Source organism: Pseudomonas ulcerans (genome assembly GCF_036324125.1).
In the GTDB taxonomy this organism is placed as follows: domain Bacteria; phylum Pseudomonadota; class Gammaproteobacteria; order Pseudomonadales; family Pseudomonadaceae; genus Aquipseudomonas; species Aquipseudomonas ulcerans.
In genome coordinates this window covers 215,919-231,550 of record NZ_JAZDQN010000002.1, presented here as the reverse complement: position 1 = coordinate 231,550, position 15,632 = coordinate 215,919, and the positions used below count along the sequence as shown (strand labels likewise).

Annotated in this window: 16 protein-coding genes; 7 read left to right on the top strand and 9 right to left on the bottom strand. The window is 65.0% G+C overall.

Annotated features, from left to right (window positions below; translation table 11 throughout):
• Nucleotides 1-104: 104 nt before the first annotated feature.
• Nucleotides 105-1,427 carry a DEAD/DEAH box helicase gene (locus V0R59_RS03020; protein WP_330073119.1) on the bottom strand — a complete coding sequence of 441 codons (1,323 nt, stop codon included), beginning with the start codon at nt 1,425-1,427 and terminating at the stop codon, nt 105-107.
• A gap of 58 nt (nt 1,428-1,485) precedes the next feature.
• The gene (yedA, locus tag V0R59_RS03015; protein ID WP_330073120.1) at nt 1,486-2,409 is read right to left on the bottom strand and encodes a drug/metabolite exporter YedA; all 924 of its coding nucleotides are present in this window, start codon (nt 2,407-2,409) and stop codon (nt 1,486-1,488) included.
• Between the two features lie 143 nt (nt 2,410-2,552).
• Between yedA and V0R59_RS03010 the strand changes: the two genes are divergently transcribed.
• The gene (locus V0R59_RS03010; protein ID WP_042123797.1) at nt 2,553-3,011 is read left to right on the top strand and encodes an Lrp/AsnC family transcriptional regulator; all 459 of its coding nucleotides are present in this window, start codon (nt 2,553-2,555) and stop codon (nt 3,009-3,011) included.
• Here V0R59_RS03010 and V0R59_RS03005 read toward each other — a convergent pair.
• From V0R59_RS03005 to V0R59_RS02995, 3 genes are all read right to left on the bottom strand, one after another.
• Nucleotides 2,998-3,603, bottom strand: coding sequence for a 3'-5' exonuclease (locus V0R59_RS03005; RefSeq protein WP_330073121.1), 606 nt, complete (start codon nt 3,601-3,603; stop codon nt 2,998-3,000). The two genes, V0R59_RS03010 and V0R59_RS03005, sit on opposite strands and share 14 nt — an antisense overlap.
• 8 nt (nt 3,604-3,611) lie before the next feature.
• A complete protein-coding gene (locus V0R59_RS03000) occupies nt 3,612-4,091 on the bottom strand; it encodes a LabA-like NYN domain-containing protein (RefSeq protein ID WP_330073122.1) in 480 nt (159 codons plus the stop codon).
• 205 nt (nt 4,092-4,296) lie between these two features.
• Nucleotides 4,297-5,004 carry a DUF2076 domain-containing protein gene (locus tag V0R59_RS02995; RefSeq protein WP_330073123.1) on the bottom strand — a complete coding sequence of 236 codons (708 nt, stop codon included), beginning with the start codon at nt 5,002-5,004 and terminating at the stop codon, nt 4,297-4,299.
• Between the two features lie 140 nt (nt 5,005-5,144).
• Here V0R59_RS02995 and V0R59_RS02990 point away from each other — a divergent pair, with 140 nt between their 5' ends.
• Entirely contained in the window at nt 5,145-5,810 is a 666-nt protein-coding gene (locus tag V0R59_RS02990; RefSeq protein WP_330073124.1) for a hypothetical protein, read from the top strand.
• Nucleotides 5,811-5,856: 46 nt separating this feature from the next.
• Complete coding sequence (locus V0R59_RS02985; protein WP_330073125.1) at nt 5,857-6,942, top strand: endonuclease/exonuclease/phosphatase family protein; 1,086 nt, start codon at nt 5,857-5,859, stop codon at nt 6,940-6,942.
• 110 nt (nt 6,943-7,052) lie between these two features.
• Here the strand turns inward: V0R59_RS02985 and V0R59_RS02980 are convergent, their stop codons facing one another.
• From V0R59_RS02980 to glnT, 4 genes are read right to left on the bottom strand one after another with little or no spacing between them, the layout of a single operon-like run.
• Nucleotides 7,053-8,375 carry an FMN-binding glutamate synthase family protein gene (locus V0R59_RS02980; RefSeq protein WP_330073126.1) on the bottom strand — a complete coding sequence of 441 codons (1,323 nt, stop codon included), beginning with the start codon at nt 8,373-8,375 and terminating at the stop codon, nt 7,053-7,055.
• A gap of 21 nt (nt 8,376-8,396) precedes the next feature.
• Nucleotides 8,397-9,071 carry a GltB/FmdC/FwdC-like GXGXG domain-containing protein gene (locus tag V0R59_RS02975; protein ID WP_330073127.1) on the bottom strand — a complete coding sequence of 225 codons (675 nt, stop codon included), beginning with the start codon at nt 9,069-9,071 and terminating at the stop codon, nt 8,397-8,399.
• Between the two features lie 12 nt (nt 9,072-9,083).
• Complete coding sequence (locus V0R59_RS02970) at nt 9,084-9,983, bottom strand: class II glutamine amidotransferase (protein ID WP_330073128.1); 900 nt, start codon at nt 9,981-9,983, stop codon at nt 9,084-9,086.
• Between the two features lie 41 nt (nt 9,984-10,024).
• On the bottom strand, nt 10,025-11,359 hold the full coding sequence (gene glnT, locus V0R59_RS02965; protein WP_330073129.1) for a type III glutamate--ammonia ligase: 1,335 nt from the start codon (nt 11,357-11,359) through the stop codon (nt 10,025-10,027).
• 280 nt (nt 11,360-11,639) lie between these two features.
• Between glnT and V0R59_RS02960 the strand changes: the two genes are divergently transcribed.
• The 4 genes from V0R59_RS02960 to V0R59_RS02945 all read left to right on the top strand — a co-directional run bounded on the left by V0R59_RS02960 (nt 11,640) and on the right by V0R59_RS02945 (nt 15,630).
• Nucleotides 11,640-12,233, top strand: coding sequence for a helix-turn-helix domain-containing protein (locus V0R59_RS02960; RefSeq protein ID WP_330073130.1), 594 nt, complete (start codon nt 11,640-11,642; stop codon nt 12,231-12,233).
• Nucleotides 12,234-12,650: 417 nt separating this feature from the next.
• On the top strand, nt 12,651-13,517 hold the full coding sequence (gene purU, locus V0R59_RS02955) for a formyltetrahydrofolate deformylase (protein ID WP_330073131.1): 867 nt from the start codon (nt 12,651-12,653) through the stop codon (nt 13,515-13,517).
• Entirely contained in the window at nt 13,514-14,407 is an 894-nt protein-coding gene (gene folD, locus V0R59_RS02950; RefSeq protein ID WP_330073132.1) for a bifunctional methylenetetrahydrofolate dehydrogenase/methenyltetrahydrofolate cyclohydrolase FolD, read from the top strand. The genes purU and folD overlap by 4 nt, the downstream gene beginning before the upstream one ends.
• On the top strand, nt 14,389-15,630 hold the full coding sequence (locus V0R59_RS02945; RefSeq protein WP_330073133.1) for an FAD-dependent oxidoreductase: 1,242 nt from the start codon (nt 14,389-14,391) through the stop codon (nt 15,628-15,630). Before folD ends, V0R59_RS02945 begins: the two co-directional genes overlap by 19 nt.
• The last annotated feature ends 2 nt before the right edge of the window (nt 15,631-15,632 follow it).

Here is a 15,632-nt window from a genome sequence, read left to right as displayed (position 1 = left end):
GTCTGGACCGGCCTCATCGCGGGTGAACCCGCTCCCACAAGGATTGCACCGAAACTGTGGGAGCGGGTTCACCCGCGATGAGGCCAGCTGAGGCAACCACTATCTCAAGGCTTGCGCTTCTTCGGCCCGGTATTGAACGCTGGCACCTTGCGCACCGGCTTGGCCGCCACCGGCGCATCACCGCTGTCCACCCAACGCCCCAGGTTGCCCTTGGCGCCACCCTGCTTCGGCTTCTTGGGTTTCTTCGGCTTCTTCAGGATCTGCCCGCTGGCATCGGTCACCGGCACCCGATGGTCCGGCTCGAAGCCCGGCTCGTCATGACGTGGCAGGGTCTTGCGGGTCAGCGTCTCGATCGCCGAGAGCAACTGCACTTCATCCGCGCAGACCAGCGACAGCGCCTCACCGGTATTCCCCGCCCGCCCCGTACGACCGATGCGGTGCACATAGTCCTCGGCCACGATCGGCAGGTCGAAGTTCACCACCAGCGGCAAGTCATCGATGTCCAGCCCCCGCGCGGCCACATCGGTCGCCACGAGGATCTGCACTTCCCGCGCCTTGAAGCTGTCCAGCGCCCGCTGGCGGGTCGCCTGCGGACGGTCACCGTGGATGCCGTCGGCGTTGATGCCCATGCCCACCAGGCGCTCCACCAGTTGGTCGACGCCATTGCGGGTCTTGGCGAACACCAGCACCTGGCCCCAGCGCTGCTTGCGCAGCAGGTGGCAGAACAGCTCGGTCTTGCGCTTCTTGTCCACCGTGACGATCCACTGCTTCACCGTGCTGGCGGTGACGTTGCGCGGGCTGACCTCGACGCTCAGCGGCTCCTTGAGCATCTGCCCGGCCATCAGGCGGATCTCGTCGGAGAAGGTGGCGGAGAACAGCAGGGTCTGGCGCTTGACCGGCAACGCTGCGTAGATCGCCCGCAGTTCTTCGGCGAAACCGAGGTCGAGCATGCGGTCGGCCTCGTCCAGTACCAGGGCCTGGAGCTGGTTGAACTTCACCGCGTTCTGGCGGAACAGGTCGAGCAGGCGGCCCGGGGTCGCCACCAGCAGGTCGATGCCCTTGCGCAGCTTCATCATCTGCGGGTTGATGCTGACCCCGCCGTACACCGCGTAGGTGCGCAGCGGCAGGTGCTCGGCGTACTCGCGGATGTTGCCGTGGACCTGCTCGGCCAGTTCGCGGGTCGGCACCAGCACCAGGGCGCGTACCGAGTTGCTGGCGACCTGGGCGCCTTCAAGGGTCAGGCGTTGCAGCAGCGGCAAGGCGAAGCCGGCAGTCTTGCCGGTGCCGGTCTGGGCCGCGGCCATCAGGTCGCGACCGGCCAGGACGGCGGGGATTGCCTGGGCCTGGACCGGCGTTGGCGTGGTGTAGTTCAGGCTGTCGAGGGCGCGCAGCAGCGGTTCGATCAGGCCGAGTTTGGCGAATGTCATGGCAATACCGTCAGGGGAAATCGTGCAATGGCGCGGAGTTTACCCTGTTCGCCGACGATCACCGAGTGCCGGACATCTCGCCCTCGATCACCGGGGCTTGCGGCGCCTTGCGCCACTGCGGGATGCCGATCAGCACCACCGCGCCGATGATCACCGCCATCGCCAGGCATTCCTCCGTGCCAATCTGCTCGCCGGCGAAGAGAATCCCCAGCAACACCGCCACCGCCGGGTTGACGTAGGCATAGCTGGTGGCCGCCGCCGGACGCACGTGCTTGAGCAGGTACATGTAGGCGCTGAAGGCGAGGATCGAGCCGAACACCACCAGGTAGGCCAGCGCGCCCCAGCCGGCGGCGGTGGGCATCTGGGTCAGGCGTTCGCCACTGAAGAAGCTGCCGGCCAGCAGGGCCACACCGCCCACCAGCATTTCCGCGGCACTGGCCATCGGCCCCTGGGGCAGCGGCAAGCTCTTGCTCCAGACCGAACCGAACGCCCAGGATGCCGCCGCGAACAGGATCAGCGCCGCGCCCAGCGGGCTGGCCTGCAGGTTCGAACCGAGGTTGAGCAGCGCGATACCGGCCAGGCCCATGAAGATCCCGGCCCATTCAAGACGGGTATTGCGATGGCCCCAGAGCAGGCCGAACAACAAGGTGAACAGCGGCACCGTGGCCACCGCCAGCGCTGCCACGCCCGAGGCAACCCCAGCATGCTCGGCCACCGTCACCCCGCCGTTGCCGCAGCTGAGCAGCAGGAAACCGATGGCACCCGCCGCCTTCCATTGTTGCCAGGTCGGCGCCGGCACCCCGCGCCAGCGCAGGAAGCCATACAACAGTCCCCCGGCGACCAGGAAGCGCACTCCGGCCATGAGCATCGGCGGCCAGGACTCGACACCGATGCGAATGGCCAGGTAGGTAGAACCCCACACCAGGTACAACGCGAGGAAGGCACCGATCAACAACCAGGGAAAGCGACGGGAGGCAGGCATGGGGGGCTCGAATTTGAGTAGTTGTGGCGTTAGTTTAGAAAGCTTGATCGGTAAAATTAAGTTTCAAAAAACGCTTATCTGGCACCTGGACTTTCGAAAGAACGGATCTTTCAACCCTTTCCCTTTGTTTTAACGAGACCTCGATGGACAAGTACGATCGCATGCTCCTCGCCGCCCTTCTGGAAAACGGCCGCGCCTCCTTCGCCCAGCTGGCACGCACGGTGAACCTGTCGGCTCCGGCGGTGGCGGAACGGGTGGCGAAGCTGGAGGCCAGTGGAGTGATCACCGGCTACCAGGCCAAGGTCGACATGAGCAAGATCGGCCTGCCGATCCAGTGCGTGATCGAGTTGCGCCTGGCCAGCCACGGCAACCAACAGGCCTACGAAGCCCTGACGCAGATTCCCCAGCTCACCGAATGCCACCGGGTCACCGGCGACCCCTGCGTGATCATGCAGGCGGCGGTGGGCTCGATGCCGGAGCTGGAAGAGCTGATCAACCGCGTGGCGCAGTTCGGCTTCAGCAAGACCTCGATCATTCTTTCCAGCGCTGTCGAGCGGCGGGTACCGCTGGGGCAACTGGAGAAGAAAGCTAACGGAGCTTGAGCAAGGCCTCGCGGACCTTGGCGGCGGGGACTTTCTGCAGTTTGCACAGGAAGGCATGGTCGAGGCGCTGCACGCCGTGGGTGCCGCGCAACTCGCCGACCAGGTGCTGGAGCAGGTTGGCGGCCATTTCCGCATCGGCCATGGCCCGGTGCGCGGTGCCGGTGTCGGGCAGCCCGGCCCAACGGGTCAGGGTGCCGAGCTTGTGGTTCGGCGCCGCCGGCAGCAGGCGCCGCGACAACAGCAGCGAACAGGCGAAGGACTGGCTGCGGCTGCGGCCGATGCGGCTGAGTTCGTAGTCCCAGAACTTCTGGTCGAAGGCGGCGTTGTGCGCCAGCAACGGCGTGTCGCCGACGAACTCGGCGACTTCGTTCATCACCCGGTCGACCGGTGGTGCGCTGCGCAGCATCGCCGTGGTGATGCCGGTGAGCCCGGCGACGAAGGCCGGTACCGGTACGCCAGCGTTCATCAGGCTCTGGTAGCGCTCGACGATGCGCCCCTGTTCCAGCATGACCACCGCCACTTCGGTGGCGCGGCAACCGGCGCCGGGGGTGATGCCGGTGGTTTCGAAGTCGATGACGGCGATACGTTCCAAGAAAAACCTCAATGCTTGAGCAAAAGCGCGCCTTCGATGGGCACGTAGCGACTGGCGGCGCGGATCAGCGAGTTGGCGGTCAGGCCCGGCACGCCGTAGGCGACGGCCTCGACGCCGTGGCGCTGGATCACCCGCTCCAGGAGCAGGTCGAAATCACCGTCGCCGGAGGCCAGGACCACCTGGTCGACCCGGGCGGCGGCGTCGACCACGTCGAGGGTGATACCCACGTCCCAGTCGCCCTTGGCCGAGCCGTCGCTGCGCTGGATATAGGGCTTGAGCTTCACGGTGAAGCCGAGGTTGCGCAGGATCTGCTGGAACTGCTGCTGCTTGCTGTCACCACGGTCGATGGCATAGGCGAAGGCCTCGACGATCTCGCCGTCGCGGCTGACGGCCGACCAGAAGGCGGCGTAGTTGAAATGGCAGCCATAGGCCTGGCGTACGGTGTAGTAGAGGTTCTGGACGTCGACGAATACGGCGATTTTCTTCACTGACCCCTCCTCTGGATGCCAGGCCTTGGGTGGCAAAGAGGGCCAGTATGCCAGTTAACCGCTCGAAGGTCCGCCGCGGAGACCTGTGGGAGCGGGTTTACCCGCGATTACGGTAGTGAATCCACTGACGCAATCGCGGGTGAACCCGCTCCCACAGGGTCCGCGTCGAGCTCTCGACTTGCATTCTCTGCACAACAACAACGGATCAGACGTAATCATCGTCCGAGAAGAACCCGCCACCGTCATCGCCATAGCTGCTGTCATCCGCCACATAGCGCTGGCTGTCATCGTTCCAGCCACCCTGGTCGCTGACCTGGGCCGGCTCTTCCTTGATCACCTCGACGACTTCCTCGGGTTGCGAATTGTGATGGAACAGGCTGCTGATGCCTTGCGCCAGCATCACCCCACCCGCCACACCGGCGGCGGTCTGCAGGGCACCGCCGAGGAAACTGCTGGCGCCGCTGCGTGCCGGGGCGGCCTGGGCTTGAGGCGGCGGCGCGCCCCAATTGGATTGCGGCGCGACACCGCCACCGCTGCCCGGACCATCACGCCAGCCGCCCGACGACGAAGGTGGCGCAACCGCCGCTTGCTGGCTCGGTGCCGGACGGGCACTGGAACCGAAGATGCTGGAGAGGAAACCACCACCGCCCTGCTGCGCCGGTGCGGGGTTCGCCACCCTGGCCTTGGCCTCGGCCAGTTCGGCCTGGAGCTGGCGGTTCTGTTCGTCGAGTCGCTTGAGCGCCGCTTCCTGGACCAGGATCGCCTGGGCCATGTAGTAAGGCGCGGCAGCATGCTGCTGAACGAGTCCGGCGATATGCCCCTGGGCCTCGGCATCGCGTGGGGCGCCTTCGGCTTCGGCCTGGCGCAGCCGGGTGAACAGGCCATCGATCAGGTTCCGTTCTTCGTTATTCATGACGCGACCTCTCTGGTGTACGGGTTGCAGTGAACATAGGGACAAGCATCGCCGTTTCAATGCGGGCAGCGCATGAAACTTTGTTCAGGTTCGACCCCTGAGCTAAAGTGAGCGCCTGCTCCGGACTTCGAAATAGACCCATGAATCCCCTCACCGTTCTGCGTGACTCGCTGTACTTCTTCCGCCGCCACCTGGTCAGCATCGCAGGCCTGTGCCTGCCGCTGGTGCTCCTCGAAGCCGTGTGCAGCCAGTTGCTCTACGACCAGCTGGGCGATGACGCCTCGCCGGCGTACGGCCTGCTCGTCGGCCTGCTGTTCTACCCGCTGTACAGCGCCGCGCTGATCCTCTACCTCGACGCCCGCACCGACGGCCACGAACCGCTCAAGCGCAACCTGCTGGCCCGCGCCCTGCAACTGTGGCCGACGTTCGCCCTGCTGGTGATGCTCAGTTCGCTGCTGATCATGGCCGGCATCTCGCTGTTCATCCTCCCCGGCATCTGGGTGATGACCAACCTGGTGTTCGCCGAGTACCTGCTGGTGCTGCAGGGCCGTGCGCCGATCCAGGCGATGCGCGAGAGCTTCCAGATGGTCAATGGCAATTTCTGGCGCATCCTCGTCTGCCTGCTCGGCGTCATGGCACCGCTGTGGCTGTTCAACGGCATCACCCTCGGCCTGCTGCCGGAGCAGGTGAACCCGGTCCTGGAACTGCTGGTCAATGTGGTCAACAGCTTCCTGCAACTGTTCAGCACCGTGGTGCTGTTCCGCCTGTACATGCTGCTCAGCGAGGCCAACCCGGCACGCTCCTGAAACCGGGGGCTATGCTCAACCGTCAAACCCGACCTGCCCGAGCCCGATGATCCGACTACTGCGCAACGCCCTGCTGCTGCTCCTGCTGATCGCCGTCCTGCTCTGGCTGCTGGCCTCGCAGGCGGGCTGGCGCCCCGAGCCGCTGGAGTCGGTGCCGGTGGCGTGCAACGGCCCGGCCAAGCCGCTTGCGCCGGGCCAGCAGTTGAAGGTGATGACCTGGAACCTGCAATACCTGGCAGGCAAGCGCTATGTGTTCTGGTACGACGAGGCCGCCGGTGACGACACCCGTCCCACCGCCGAGGACCTGGCCTTCAACCTCGACGAAGTGGCGCGGGTGATACGCGTCGAACAGCCGGACATCGTCCTGCTCCAGGAACTGGACAAGGACGCCAAGGCCACGGACTATCAGGACCAGCTCGCCCTGCTCCGCGAACGCCTTGCTGACCTCTACCCCTGCGCCGTGCAGGCCTGGGACTGGAAAGCCGAGTTCGTTCCCGACCGGCATGTCGCCGGCGCCGTCGGCCGCACCCTGGCCACCCTCAGCCGCTACCCGATCCAGCAGGCCCAGCGGGTACAGCTGCCACGTGAATCCGACAACGTCCTGAGCCGTCTGCTCAAGCCGCAGCAGGCGGTGCTGGTCAGCTACCTGTCGCTGCGCGAGGGCGGGCAACTGGCGGTCCTCAACACGCAACTGGCCCGGCATGTGCCGGGCAACGACGTGCAGGCCCGGCAGGTCCGGGAGCTGGAAAAACTGGTGGATCAGTTCGAACGCCAGGGCACGCCGTGGCTGTTGGGCGGGGACTTCAACCTGCTGCCGCTGGGGCAGTATCGCCGGCTGACGCAGGAGCAGCGCCAGTTCTACTCGGTGGACAGCGAGCTGCACCTGTTATGGGACAAGTACCCGATGATCCCGGCGAATGCCGAGGCCACCGGCGCCGATCGCCAGCAGTGGCTGACCCACTTCCCCAACGACCCGCGCCTCGACGGGCCGGACCGCACGCTCGATTATCTGTTCCACAGTCCCAAGCTGAAGCGGGTGAATGCCCGGGTGGTGCAGCAGGACACCCTGGAGATTTCCGATCATCTGCCGGTGAGTGCCCGGTTGTTGTTGCCCATGCCGCCAGAATCCTGAGAACGCCGCGGCCCCTGTAGGAGCGGGTTTACCCGCGATGACATTGGTGAATTCACCATTGCAATCGCGGGTAAACCCGCTCCTACAGGGGTGCGGTGCTCAACCTTGAATCAATACTGCTGCCCCGGCACCCAGCTGGTCCCCGCCAGCGGCACCCGAGCCATCGCTGCCGCTTCCACGGTCAGCGCCACCAGGTCCTCCGGGTCGAGGTTATGCAGGTGCGACTTGCCGCACGCACGGGCCATGGTCTGCGCCTCCAGCACCAGCACCCGCAGGTAGTTGGCCAGGCGGCGCCCGGCTTCCACCGGATCGAGGCGCTTGGACAGCTCCGGGTCCTGGGTGGTGATCCCGGCCGGGTCGCGGCCGTTCTGCCAGTCGTCGTAGAAGCCCGCTGCCGAACCGATCTTCTTCAGTTCCTCGTCCAGCCGCGGATGGTTGTCGCCCAGCGCCACCAGTGCGGCGGTGCCGATGGCCACTGCGTCAGCCCCCAGGGCCATGGCCTTGGCCACGTCCGCGCCATTGCGGATGCCGCCGGAGACGATCAGTTGCACCTGGCGGTGCATGCCCATTTCCTGCAGCGCCTGGACGGCTTGCGGAATGGCCGGCAGGATCGGGATGCCGACGTGCTCGATGAACACTTCCTGGGTCGCGGCAGTACCGCCCTGCATGCCGTCGAGAACGATCACGTCGGCCCCGGCCTTCACCGCCAGCTTGACGTCGTAGTACGGGCGGCTGGCGCCGATCTTGACGTAGATCGGCTTCTCCCAGTCGGTGATCTCGCGCAGCTCGGCGATCTTGATCGCCAGGTCGTCCGGGCCGGTCCAGTCGGGGTGACGGCAGGCGCTGCGCTGGTCGACACCGATCGGCAGGGTACGCATGCCGGCCACCCGCTCGGTGACCTTCATGCCCAGCAGCATGCCGCCGCCGCCCGGCTTGGCACCCTGGCCAAGGACGATCTCGATGGCGTCGGCCTTGCGCAGGTCATCGGGGTTCATGCCGTAGCGCGACGGCAGGTACTGGTAGACCAGGTGCTGCGACTGGCCGCGCTCTTCCGGGGTCATGCCGCCGTCACCGGTGGTGGTGCTGGTGCCGGCGATGGTCGCGCCACGGCCGAGGGCCTCCTTGGCATTGGCCGACAGCGCGCCGAAGCTCATGCCGGCGATGGTCACCGGAATCTTCAGGTGGATCGGCTTCTTCGCGAAGCGCGTGCCGAGGACCACATCGGTGCCGCATTTCTCGCGATAGCCTTCCAGCGGATAGCGCGACACCGAGGCGCCGAGCAGCAGCAGGTCGTCGAAGTGCGGCAGCTTGCGCTTGGTACCACCGCCACGGATGTCATAGATGCCGGTCTCGGCGGCGCGCTGGATTTCCTGGATGGTCAGGCGATCGAAGGTGGCCGATTCGCGCAGCACGGGGGTGTGTTTTTCGCTCATGGGAATACTCCTGGCCGCGGATCAGTAGGCGGATGCGTTGTCGACTTTGAAGTTGTACAGCTGGCGCGCCGAGCCATAGCGCTTGAAGCTGGCCGGGTCTTCGTCGAAGCCGGCGCGGTTGAGCAGCTCGGCGACCTCGGCAATGTGCTCGGCGCGCATCTCTTTCTCGATGCAGTCCGAACCCAGCGACTTGACCGTGCCCTTCACGTAGATACGGGTTTCGTACAGCGAATCGCCCAGCGCATCGCCGGCATCGCCGCAGACCACCAGGCGACCGGCCTGGGCCATGAAGCAGCTCATATGGCCGATGCTGCCGCCAACCACGATGTCGACGCCCTTCATGGAAATCCCGCAACGCGCACCGGCGTCGCCGTCGATCACCAGCAGGCCGCCATGGGCGGTGGCACCGGCGGCCTGGGAGGCGCTGCCCTTGACCCGCACCGAGCCGGACATCATGTTCTCGGCCACGCCGACGCCAACGTTGCCGTGCACGGTGATGCTCGCCTTCTGGTTCATCCCGGCGCAGTAGTAGCCGGCGTGTCCCTGGATATCGATGCTCACGGCCTGGTTCAGGCCCACCGCCAGGTTGTGCTTGCCGTCGGGGTGGGTGACCACCCACTCGCGGTCCTGCACTTCGCCGTGCAGGGTCTGGTTCAGTTCACGCACCGAGGCGCTGGAAAGGTCGATGGTTTTCATGAAGTGGGCTCCTCAGGCACGTTCCCAGATGTACATGGTGGCGGGTTCGGGCTCCCAGACTTTCGCCTTGTCGATGCCCGGCAGGCTGGCCAGCGCCTGGTATTCGGAGGCCATGGCGACGTAGTCGTCGGTCTCGGCGAGGATCGCCGGCTTGCAGGCGATCGGGTCGCGGATCACGGCAAAGCCGTTGCGGGTGCCGATGGCAAAGGTGAAGAAGCCGTCGAGGTCTTCCAGCGACTTGTCCAGCGCTTCCTTGAGGCTGTCGCCCTGGCGCAGGCGCCAGGTCAGGTAGCCGGCGGCGACCTCGGTGTCGTTGTCGGTCTCGAAGGTGATGCCTTCGCGCTTGAGCTCCTGGCGCAGGCGGAAGTGGTTGGACAGCGAGCCGTTGTGCACCAGGCACAGGTCGGCACCGGTGGAGAACGGGTGGCTGCCCTCCATGGTCACCGCGCTTTCGGTGGCCATGCGGGTGTGGCCGATGATGTGGCTGCCCTTCATGCCGGCCAGGCCGAAGCGCTCGGAGATTTCCCGGGGCAGGCCCATGCCCTTGAGGATCTCGATGCTCTGGCCGGCGCTCATGATGCGCACGTCCGGGGCGAGTTCGGCGAGGGCGGCACGTACCGGTTCTTCGGCGCTGTGTGCTTTCAGCACGGCGGCGCTGGCGTTCTGGAACCAGTCCAGGGAGCAGCCGAGGCGGCCTTCCAGCTCGCCCATCAGGGTTTTCCAGTCGTAGCCGACATCGGTGGCCTGCAGGGTCAGCTTGACCCAGCCGTCGGCCACTTCATCGCCGTAGATGGCGAAGCCGGCACTGTCCGGACCGCGGTCGGTCATGGCTTCGAGCATGGGTTCGAACAGTTTGCCGAGCTGGCCTTCGAGCTCGGGCTTCTTCAGGTAAAGACCTACGATTCCGCACATGGCGATGTCTCCTTGGGGCAGATGAATCGGGAATTCGGTGATCAGAAAAATTCGGTGTAGCGCTGGATCTCCCAGTCGGAGACATGCCGGCTGTATTCCACCCACTCCATGCGTTTCTGGCGGATGAACTCGTCGACGATCTCGGCGCCGAGCACCTCGCGGAACAGCGGGCTGGCGGCCAGGGCGTCGGTGGCTTCCTTGAGCGACTGCGGCAGGGTCTTGATGCCGCGGGCGGCGATTTCTTCGAGGCTGAGGTTGTAGAGGTTCTCGTTGCAGACGAAGTCCGGCTCCAGCTGGCGCTCAATGCCGTCGAGACCCGCGGCGATGATCGCGGCGGTCACCAGGTACGGGTTGCAGCCGGCATCCGGCAGGCGGAATTCGAGGCGGCCATACGGCACGCGGACCATGGCCGAGCGGTTGTTGGCGCCGAAGGCGACGAAGGCCGGCGCCCAGGTGGAACCCGACAGCGAGCGACCGACCACCAGGCGCTTGTAGGAGTTCACCGTCGGCGCGGCGAAGGCGCACAGGGCCGGACCATGGGCCAGCAGGCCGGCGGCGAAGTGATAGGCCAGCTTCGACAGGCCCATGCCGCTCGGGTCGCTGGCGTCGTGGAACAGGTTCTTGTTGGTCGCGCTGGCGATCGACAGGTGGAAGTGCATGCCGTTGCCGGCGCGCTTCGGATCGGGCTTGGGCATGAACGAGCAGATCATGCCCATGTCGTTGGCGATCTCGCCGGCCGCCATGCGGAAGAAGGTGAAGCGGTCCGCCGACTCCATCGCGTCGCTGTAGGTGTAGTTGATCTCGAACTGGCCGTTGGCGTCCTCGTGGTCGATCTGGTAGATGTCGAAGCCCACCGGCTGCAGGGCTTCGGTCAGGCGTTCGAGGAATTCGCGGGAGCGCGACAGGCCCTTGTAGTCGTAGCAGGGCTTGTCGAGGTTGTCGGAGGCGTCCACCAGTTGCAGCTTGCCGCCGGCATCGCGGCGGAACAGGCTGAATTCCGGTTCCAGGCCGGTGTTGAGGGTCCAGCCCTTGTCCTTGAGGCGCTGCACCTGCTGCTGCAGCACGTAGCGGGTATCGAAAGGCCAGGGCTCGCCATTGACGTGGCCGATGCAGACGATACGGCCATAGCCCGGCTGCCATGGGACGGGGATCAGCGTGGAGAGATCGCCCCGGGCCATGAAGTCGGGACCATGGGGCTCCATGCCCATGCCGCAGATGGCGAAACCGGCGAATCCGGCCCCGTCTTCGGCCACCGCCTTGAGCCCGGTCACCGGGACGGATTTGGTCTTCGCGGCGCCATGGATATCGACGAACTGGGCCAGCACGTACTTGATGCCGTGCTGTTCGATGATGCGCTGCGTATCAACTGGCAACATGAGTCTTCACTCCTGGAAAAGGGCAAGGCGGTCGATGAAGCGGAGCAGGTCTAATTCCATAAAGGAAATTTAGTTTCCTGACAGGAATGCAATGCGCTTGCCAGTTTTGAAGGCACAGGAAGAAATGGCCCCGGCGTTGCACCGGCCTGCTGTTTATATGGGAAACTCTCTTTCATCCGAGGAAAGTCCCAGCGCCCGAACCAGACGCCGGGATCTTTTTTGCACTTTCTCAGTGCGAAATTAATTTTCCTGAACCGAAAACAAGCAGGATCGACCGACCGTGACCACCGAGAACCCACCCCGCCTTCGCCTGGAGCAGTACCTGGGCATGCAGATCCGTCGCGAGCGCCAGGCGCAGGAGTTGAAACTGGCGGATGTGGCGCGCATCGCCGGGATCAGCCAAGGCATGTTGAGCAAGATCGAGAACGCCCAGGTGTCCACCAGCCTGGATATCCTCAGCCGCCTGTGCGACGTGCTGGGCATGCCCATGTCCAAGCTGTTCAGCCAGTACGACCAGCCAGACGGCAGCGCCATCCTGGTCAAGGGTGGCGAGGGCATGGAAGTGGTACGCCGCGGCACCGAGAAGGGCCATACCTACCACCTGCTCAACCACACCCGCGGGCCGAAGAAGAATTTCGAGGCGTACATGGTGAGCATGGATGACGCCAGCGAGGAATTCCCCACGTTCGCCCATCCGGGCACCGAGTTCCTGCACTTGCTGGAAGGCGAGCTGGTGTACCGGCATGGCAACCAGCTCTATCACATGCAGGCCGGTGACAGCCTGACCTTCGACGGCGATGTGCCCCATGGGCCGGAGCAACTGGTGCAGGTGCCGATCAAGCTGCTGTCGATCATGAATTATGGGAATGACTGAAGTTCTCTAGTGCCCTTCAGGCTTCGTTGGCCAGGGCAGCGCGGTCAGTGTAGGAGCGGATTTACCGGGACGCCGGACCGCCGCGATTGGGCGCGAAGCGGCCATAAAACCTGCATCCTCGGTGTGCCAGACAGCCTTGGGATTCAGGTTTTACGACGGCTTCGCCGCCGATCGCGGATAAATCCGCTCCTACAGGTTCGCGCCCTACCTGCTCACCCCCCAAGATCCCCTCCCTCAAGTTTCCTCCCAAGATAAAAATTTTCCCCACAGGCTAGACCTGCACCTTCCTTTCGCCTATAAAAGCGCAAAAGGAATATTTTATTCCTGCCAATAAATAATCTTCACCGACAAAACATCGCTTCACCGCTGAAATTTCCGCCTTGCGACCGCTGCCGCCACTTCATCCGAGGACCCGAAATGCACCACGCCACCAGCCACTACATCCTCAAGATCAGTTGTCCGGCGACCTCCGGCATTGTCGCGGCGGTCACCACCTACCTGGCGGAAAAGGGCTGCTACATCAGCGAGATGTCGCAGTTCGACGATGACACCAGCGGTCGTTTCTTCATGCGTGCGGTGTTCCGTTTCAACGACAACCACGAAGGCGACATCGACGAAGTCGAGCAAGGCTTCGACGCGGTCGCCCAACGCATGGCCATGGACTGGAGCCTGCACGGCAGCAACCAGCCGATGCGCGTGCTGCTGATGGTCAGCAAGTACGACCACTGCCTGGCCGACCTGCTCTACCGCCACCACAAGGGCGAGATGGACATGCAGATCACAGCCATCGTCTCCAACCACCTCGACCTGCGGCCCATGGCCGAGCGCGAGGGCATCCGCTTCATCTACCTGCCCGTGACCAAGGACACCAAGTCCCAGCAGGAGTCGGCGCTGCTGCAGATCGTCGAGGAAACCGGCACCGAACTGGTGGTCCTCGCCCGCTACATGCAGATCCTCTCCGATGACCTGTGCAAACAGCTTGCCGGCCGCGCCATCAACATCCACCACTCGTTCCTGCCCGGCTTCAAGGGCGCCAAGCCCTACCACCAGGCCTATGCCCGTGGCGTGAAACTGATCGGCGCCACCGCCCACTACGTGACTTCGGACCTCGACGAGGGCCCGATCATCGAGCAGGAAGTGCAGCGCGTGGACCACGCCTACCTGGCCGACGACCTGGTCAGTGTGGGCCGCGATACCGAAACCGTGGCCCTGTCCAAGGCGGTGAAATACCACCTTGAGCACCGGGTCTTCCTCAATGGCGACCGCACGGTGATCTTCCGGTGAATACTCCAGCCCCCATCAAGTTGATCGACGGCAAGGCTGCCGCCGCCCGCGTGCTCGCGGAAGTGAAAGCTCAGGTTGCGGACATGAAGACCCAGGGCATCGCCCCGGGACTGACCGTGGTGCTGGTCGGCGACGACCCGGCCAGCCACGTCTACGTGCGCAACAAGGTGCTGCGCGCCGAGGAATGCGGCATCCAGTCGCGCGAACACCGGCTGCCGGCGGATACCAGCGAAGCCTCGCTGCTCGGCCTGATCGGCGAGCTGAACGCCGACGCCAGCGTCCACGGCATCCTCGTGCAGTTGCCGCTGCCGGGGCATATCAATGAAACCCGCGTACTCCAGGCCATCGACCCGCTCAAGGACGTCGACGGCTTCCACGCCGAGAACGTCGGCGGCCTCAGCCAGGGCCGCGACGTGCTTACCCCCTGCACCCCGGCCGGCTGCATGCGCCTGCTGGAAGACTGCATGGGCGATATCAGCGGCAAGCACGCGGTGGTGATCGGCCGCTCGAACATTGTCGGCAAGCCGATGGCCGCCCTGCTGCTCAAGGCTCACTGCACGGTGACCGTGGTCCACTCGCGCAGCGCCAACCTGAAGGAACTGTGCCGCCAGGCGGACATCGTCGTCGCTGCCGTCGGCCGCCCGCGCCTGGTGGATGCCGACTGGCTCAAGCCCGGCGCGGTGGTGATCGATGTCGGCATCAACCGCATCACCGAAGGCGAGCGCTCGCGCCTGGTCGGCGACGTCGACTTCGACAGCGCCCTGCCCAAGGTCGCCGCCATCACCCCGGTTCCCGGCGGCGTGGGTCCGATGACCATCGCCTTCCTGATGAAGAACACCCTGACCGCCGCGCGCCTGCAGCAGGAGGCCCCATGCCCTTCAATCTCCTGAAATACGGCCTCAGTTCCGAGTACCCGGCGGAAGTCGACCTGCCGCCGCCCACCGAACTGAAATCCTCCTACGACGTGGTGATCATCGGCGCCGGCGGCCATGGCCTGGCCATCGCCTACTACCTGTCGAAGTACCACGGCATCACCAATGTCGCGGTATTGGAAAAGTCCTACCTGGGTGGCGGGAATACAGCGCGCAACACCGCGGTGATCCGCTCCAACTACCTGACCAGCGAGGGCGTGCGCTTCTACATCGAATCGGTGCGGATGTTCCAGGAGCTGTCCAACGAGTTCGACTTCAACATCATGTATTCCGAGCGCGGCCAGCTGACCCTGGCCCACACCGACGCCACGGTGCGCGCCTTCCGCCAGCGCGCCGAAGTGAACAAGCACTTCGGCGGCCGCACCGAGATGATCGACCGCCAGCAGATCCGCGAACTGGTGCCGACCCTCAACCTCGACCCGGGTCACATTCCGGTGCTCGCCGGGCTCTGGCACATCGACGGCGCCACCGCCCGCCACGACGCCGTGGCCTGGGGCTACGCCAAGCAGGCGGCCAAGCGCGGGGTGGAGATCCACCAGCTCACCGAAGTCCAGGACCTGGTCATCGAGAACGGCCGCATCACCGCCGTGAAGACCAATCGCGGCACGGTGAAATGCGGCTGCGCGGTGCAAGCCATCGCCGGCGCCAGCTCGCTGATGCTGAAGAAGGCCGGGATCCGCGCACCGATCCACACCTACCCGCTGCAAGCCATGGTGACCCAGCCGTTCAAGCCGTTCCTCGACCCGCTGGTGAGCTCGTCAGCCCTGCACTGCTACGTGCAGCAGACCAGCCGTGGCGAGATCGTATTCGGCGGCGGCTCCGACCCGTACCCGCTGTACAACACCCGCTCGACCCTGGACCTCAAGGAAAGCCTACTGGCCCACGCCATCGAGATGTTCCCGTTCATGGCCAACGCCAAGCTGATGCGCCAATGGGCCGGGATCACCGACATGACCCCGGACTACAGCCCGATCATGGGCCTGTCGCCGGTGAAGAATTACTACCTCGATGCCGGCTGGGGCACCTGGGGCTTCAAGTCCACGCCCATCTGCGGCAAGACCATGGCCGAGCTTGTGGCCAGCGGCGGCCGCGTGCCGGAGCTGATCAAGCCGTTCGCCCTGGAGCGCTTCAGCACCTTCCAGCAGGTCAACGAAATGGGCGCCACGGCGGCCAGCCACTAAGG

What these genes read in the sequence shown, in the direction of transcription:
- V0R59_RS03020 (WP_330073119.1), bottom strand. Translation starts at nt 1,427, where the DNA reads ATGACATTCGCCAAACTCGGCCTGATCGAACCGCTGCTGCGCGCCCTC.
- yedA (WP_330073120.1), bottom strand. Translation starts at nt 2,409, where the DNA reads ATGCCTGCCTCCCGTCGCTTTCCCTGGTTGTTGATCGGTGCCTTCCTC.
- V0R59_RS03010 (WP_042123797.1), top strand. Translation starts at nt 2,553, where the DNA reads ATGGACAAGTACGATCGCATGCTCCTCGCCGCCCTTCTGGAAAACGGC.
- V0R59_RS02995 (WP_330073123.1), bottom strand. Translation starts at nt 5,004, where the DNA reads ATGAATAACGAAGAACGGAACCTGATCGATGGCCTGTTCACCCGGCTG.
- V0R59_RS02990 (WP_330073124.1), top strand. Translation starts at nt 5,145, where the DNA reads ATGAATCCCCTCACCGTTCTGCGTGACTCGCTGTACTTCTTCCGCCGC.
- V0R59_RS02985 (WP_330073125.1), top strand. Translation starts at nt 5,857, where the DNA reads ATGATCCGACTACTGCGCAACGCCCTGCTGCTGCTCCTGCTGATCGCC.
- V0R59_RS02980 (WP_330073126.1), bottom strand. Translation starts at nt 8,375, where the DNA reads ATGAGCGAAAAACACACCCCCGTGCTGCGCGAATCGGCCACCTTCGAT.
- V0R59_RS02975 (WP_330073127.1), bottom strand. Translation starts at nt 9,071, where the DNA reads ATGAAAACCATCGACCTTTCCAGCGCCTCGGTGCGTGAACTGAACCAG.
- V0R59_RS02970 (WP_330073128.1), bottom strand. Translation starts at nt 9,983, where the DNA reads ATGTGCGGAATCGTAGGTCTTTACCTGAAGAAGCCCGAGCTCGAAGGC.
- glnT (WP_330073129.1), bottom strand. Translation starts at nt 11,359, where the DNA reads ATGTTGCCAGTTGATACGCAGCGCATCATCGAACAGCACGGCATCAAG.
- purU (WP_330073131.1), top strand. Translation starts at nt 12,651, where the DNA reads ATGCACCACGCCACCAGCCACTACATCCTCAAGATCAGTTGTCCGGCG.
- V0R59_RS02945 (WP_330073133.1), top strand. Translation starts at nt 14,389, where the DNA reads ATGCCCTTCAATCTCCTGAAATACGGCCTCAGTTCCGAGTACCCGGCG.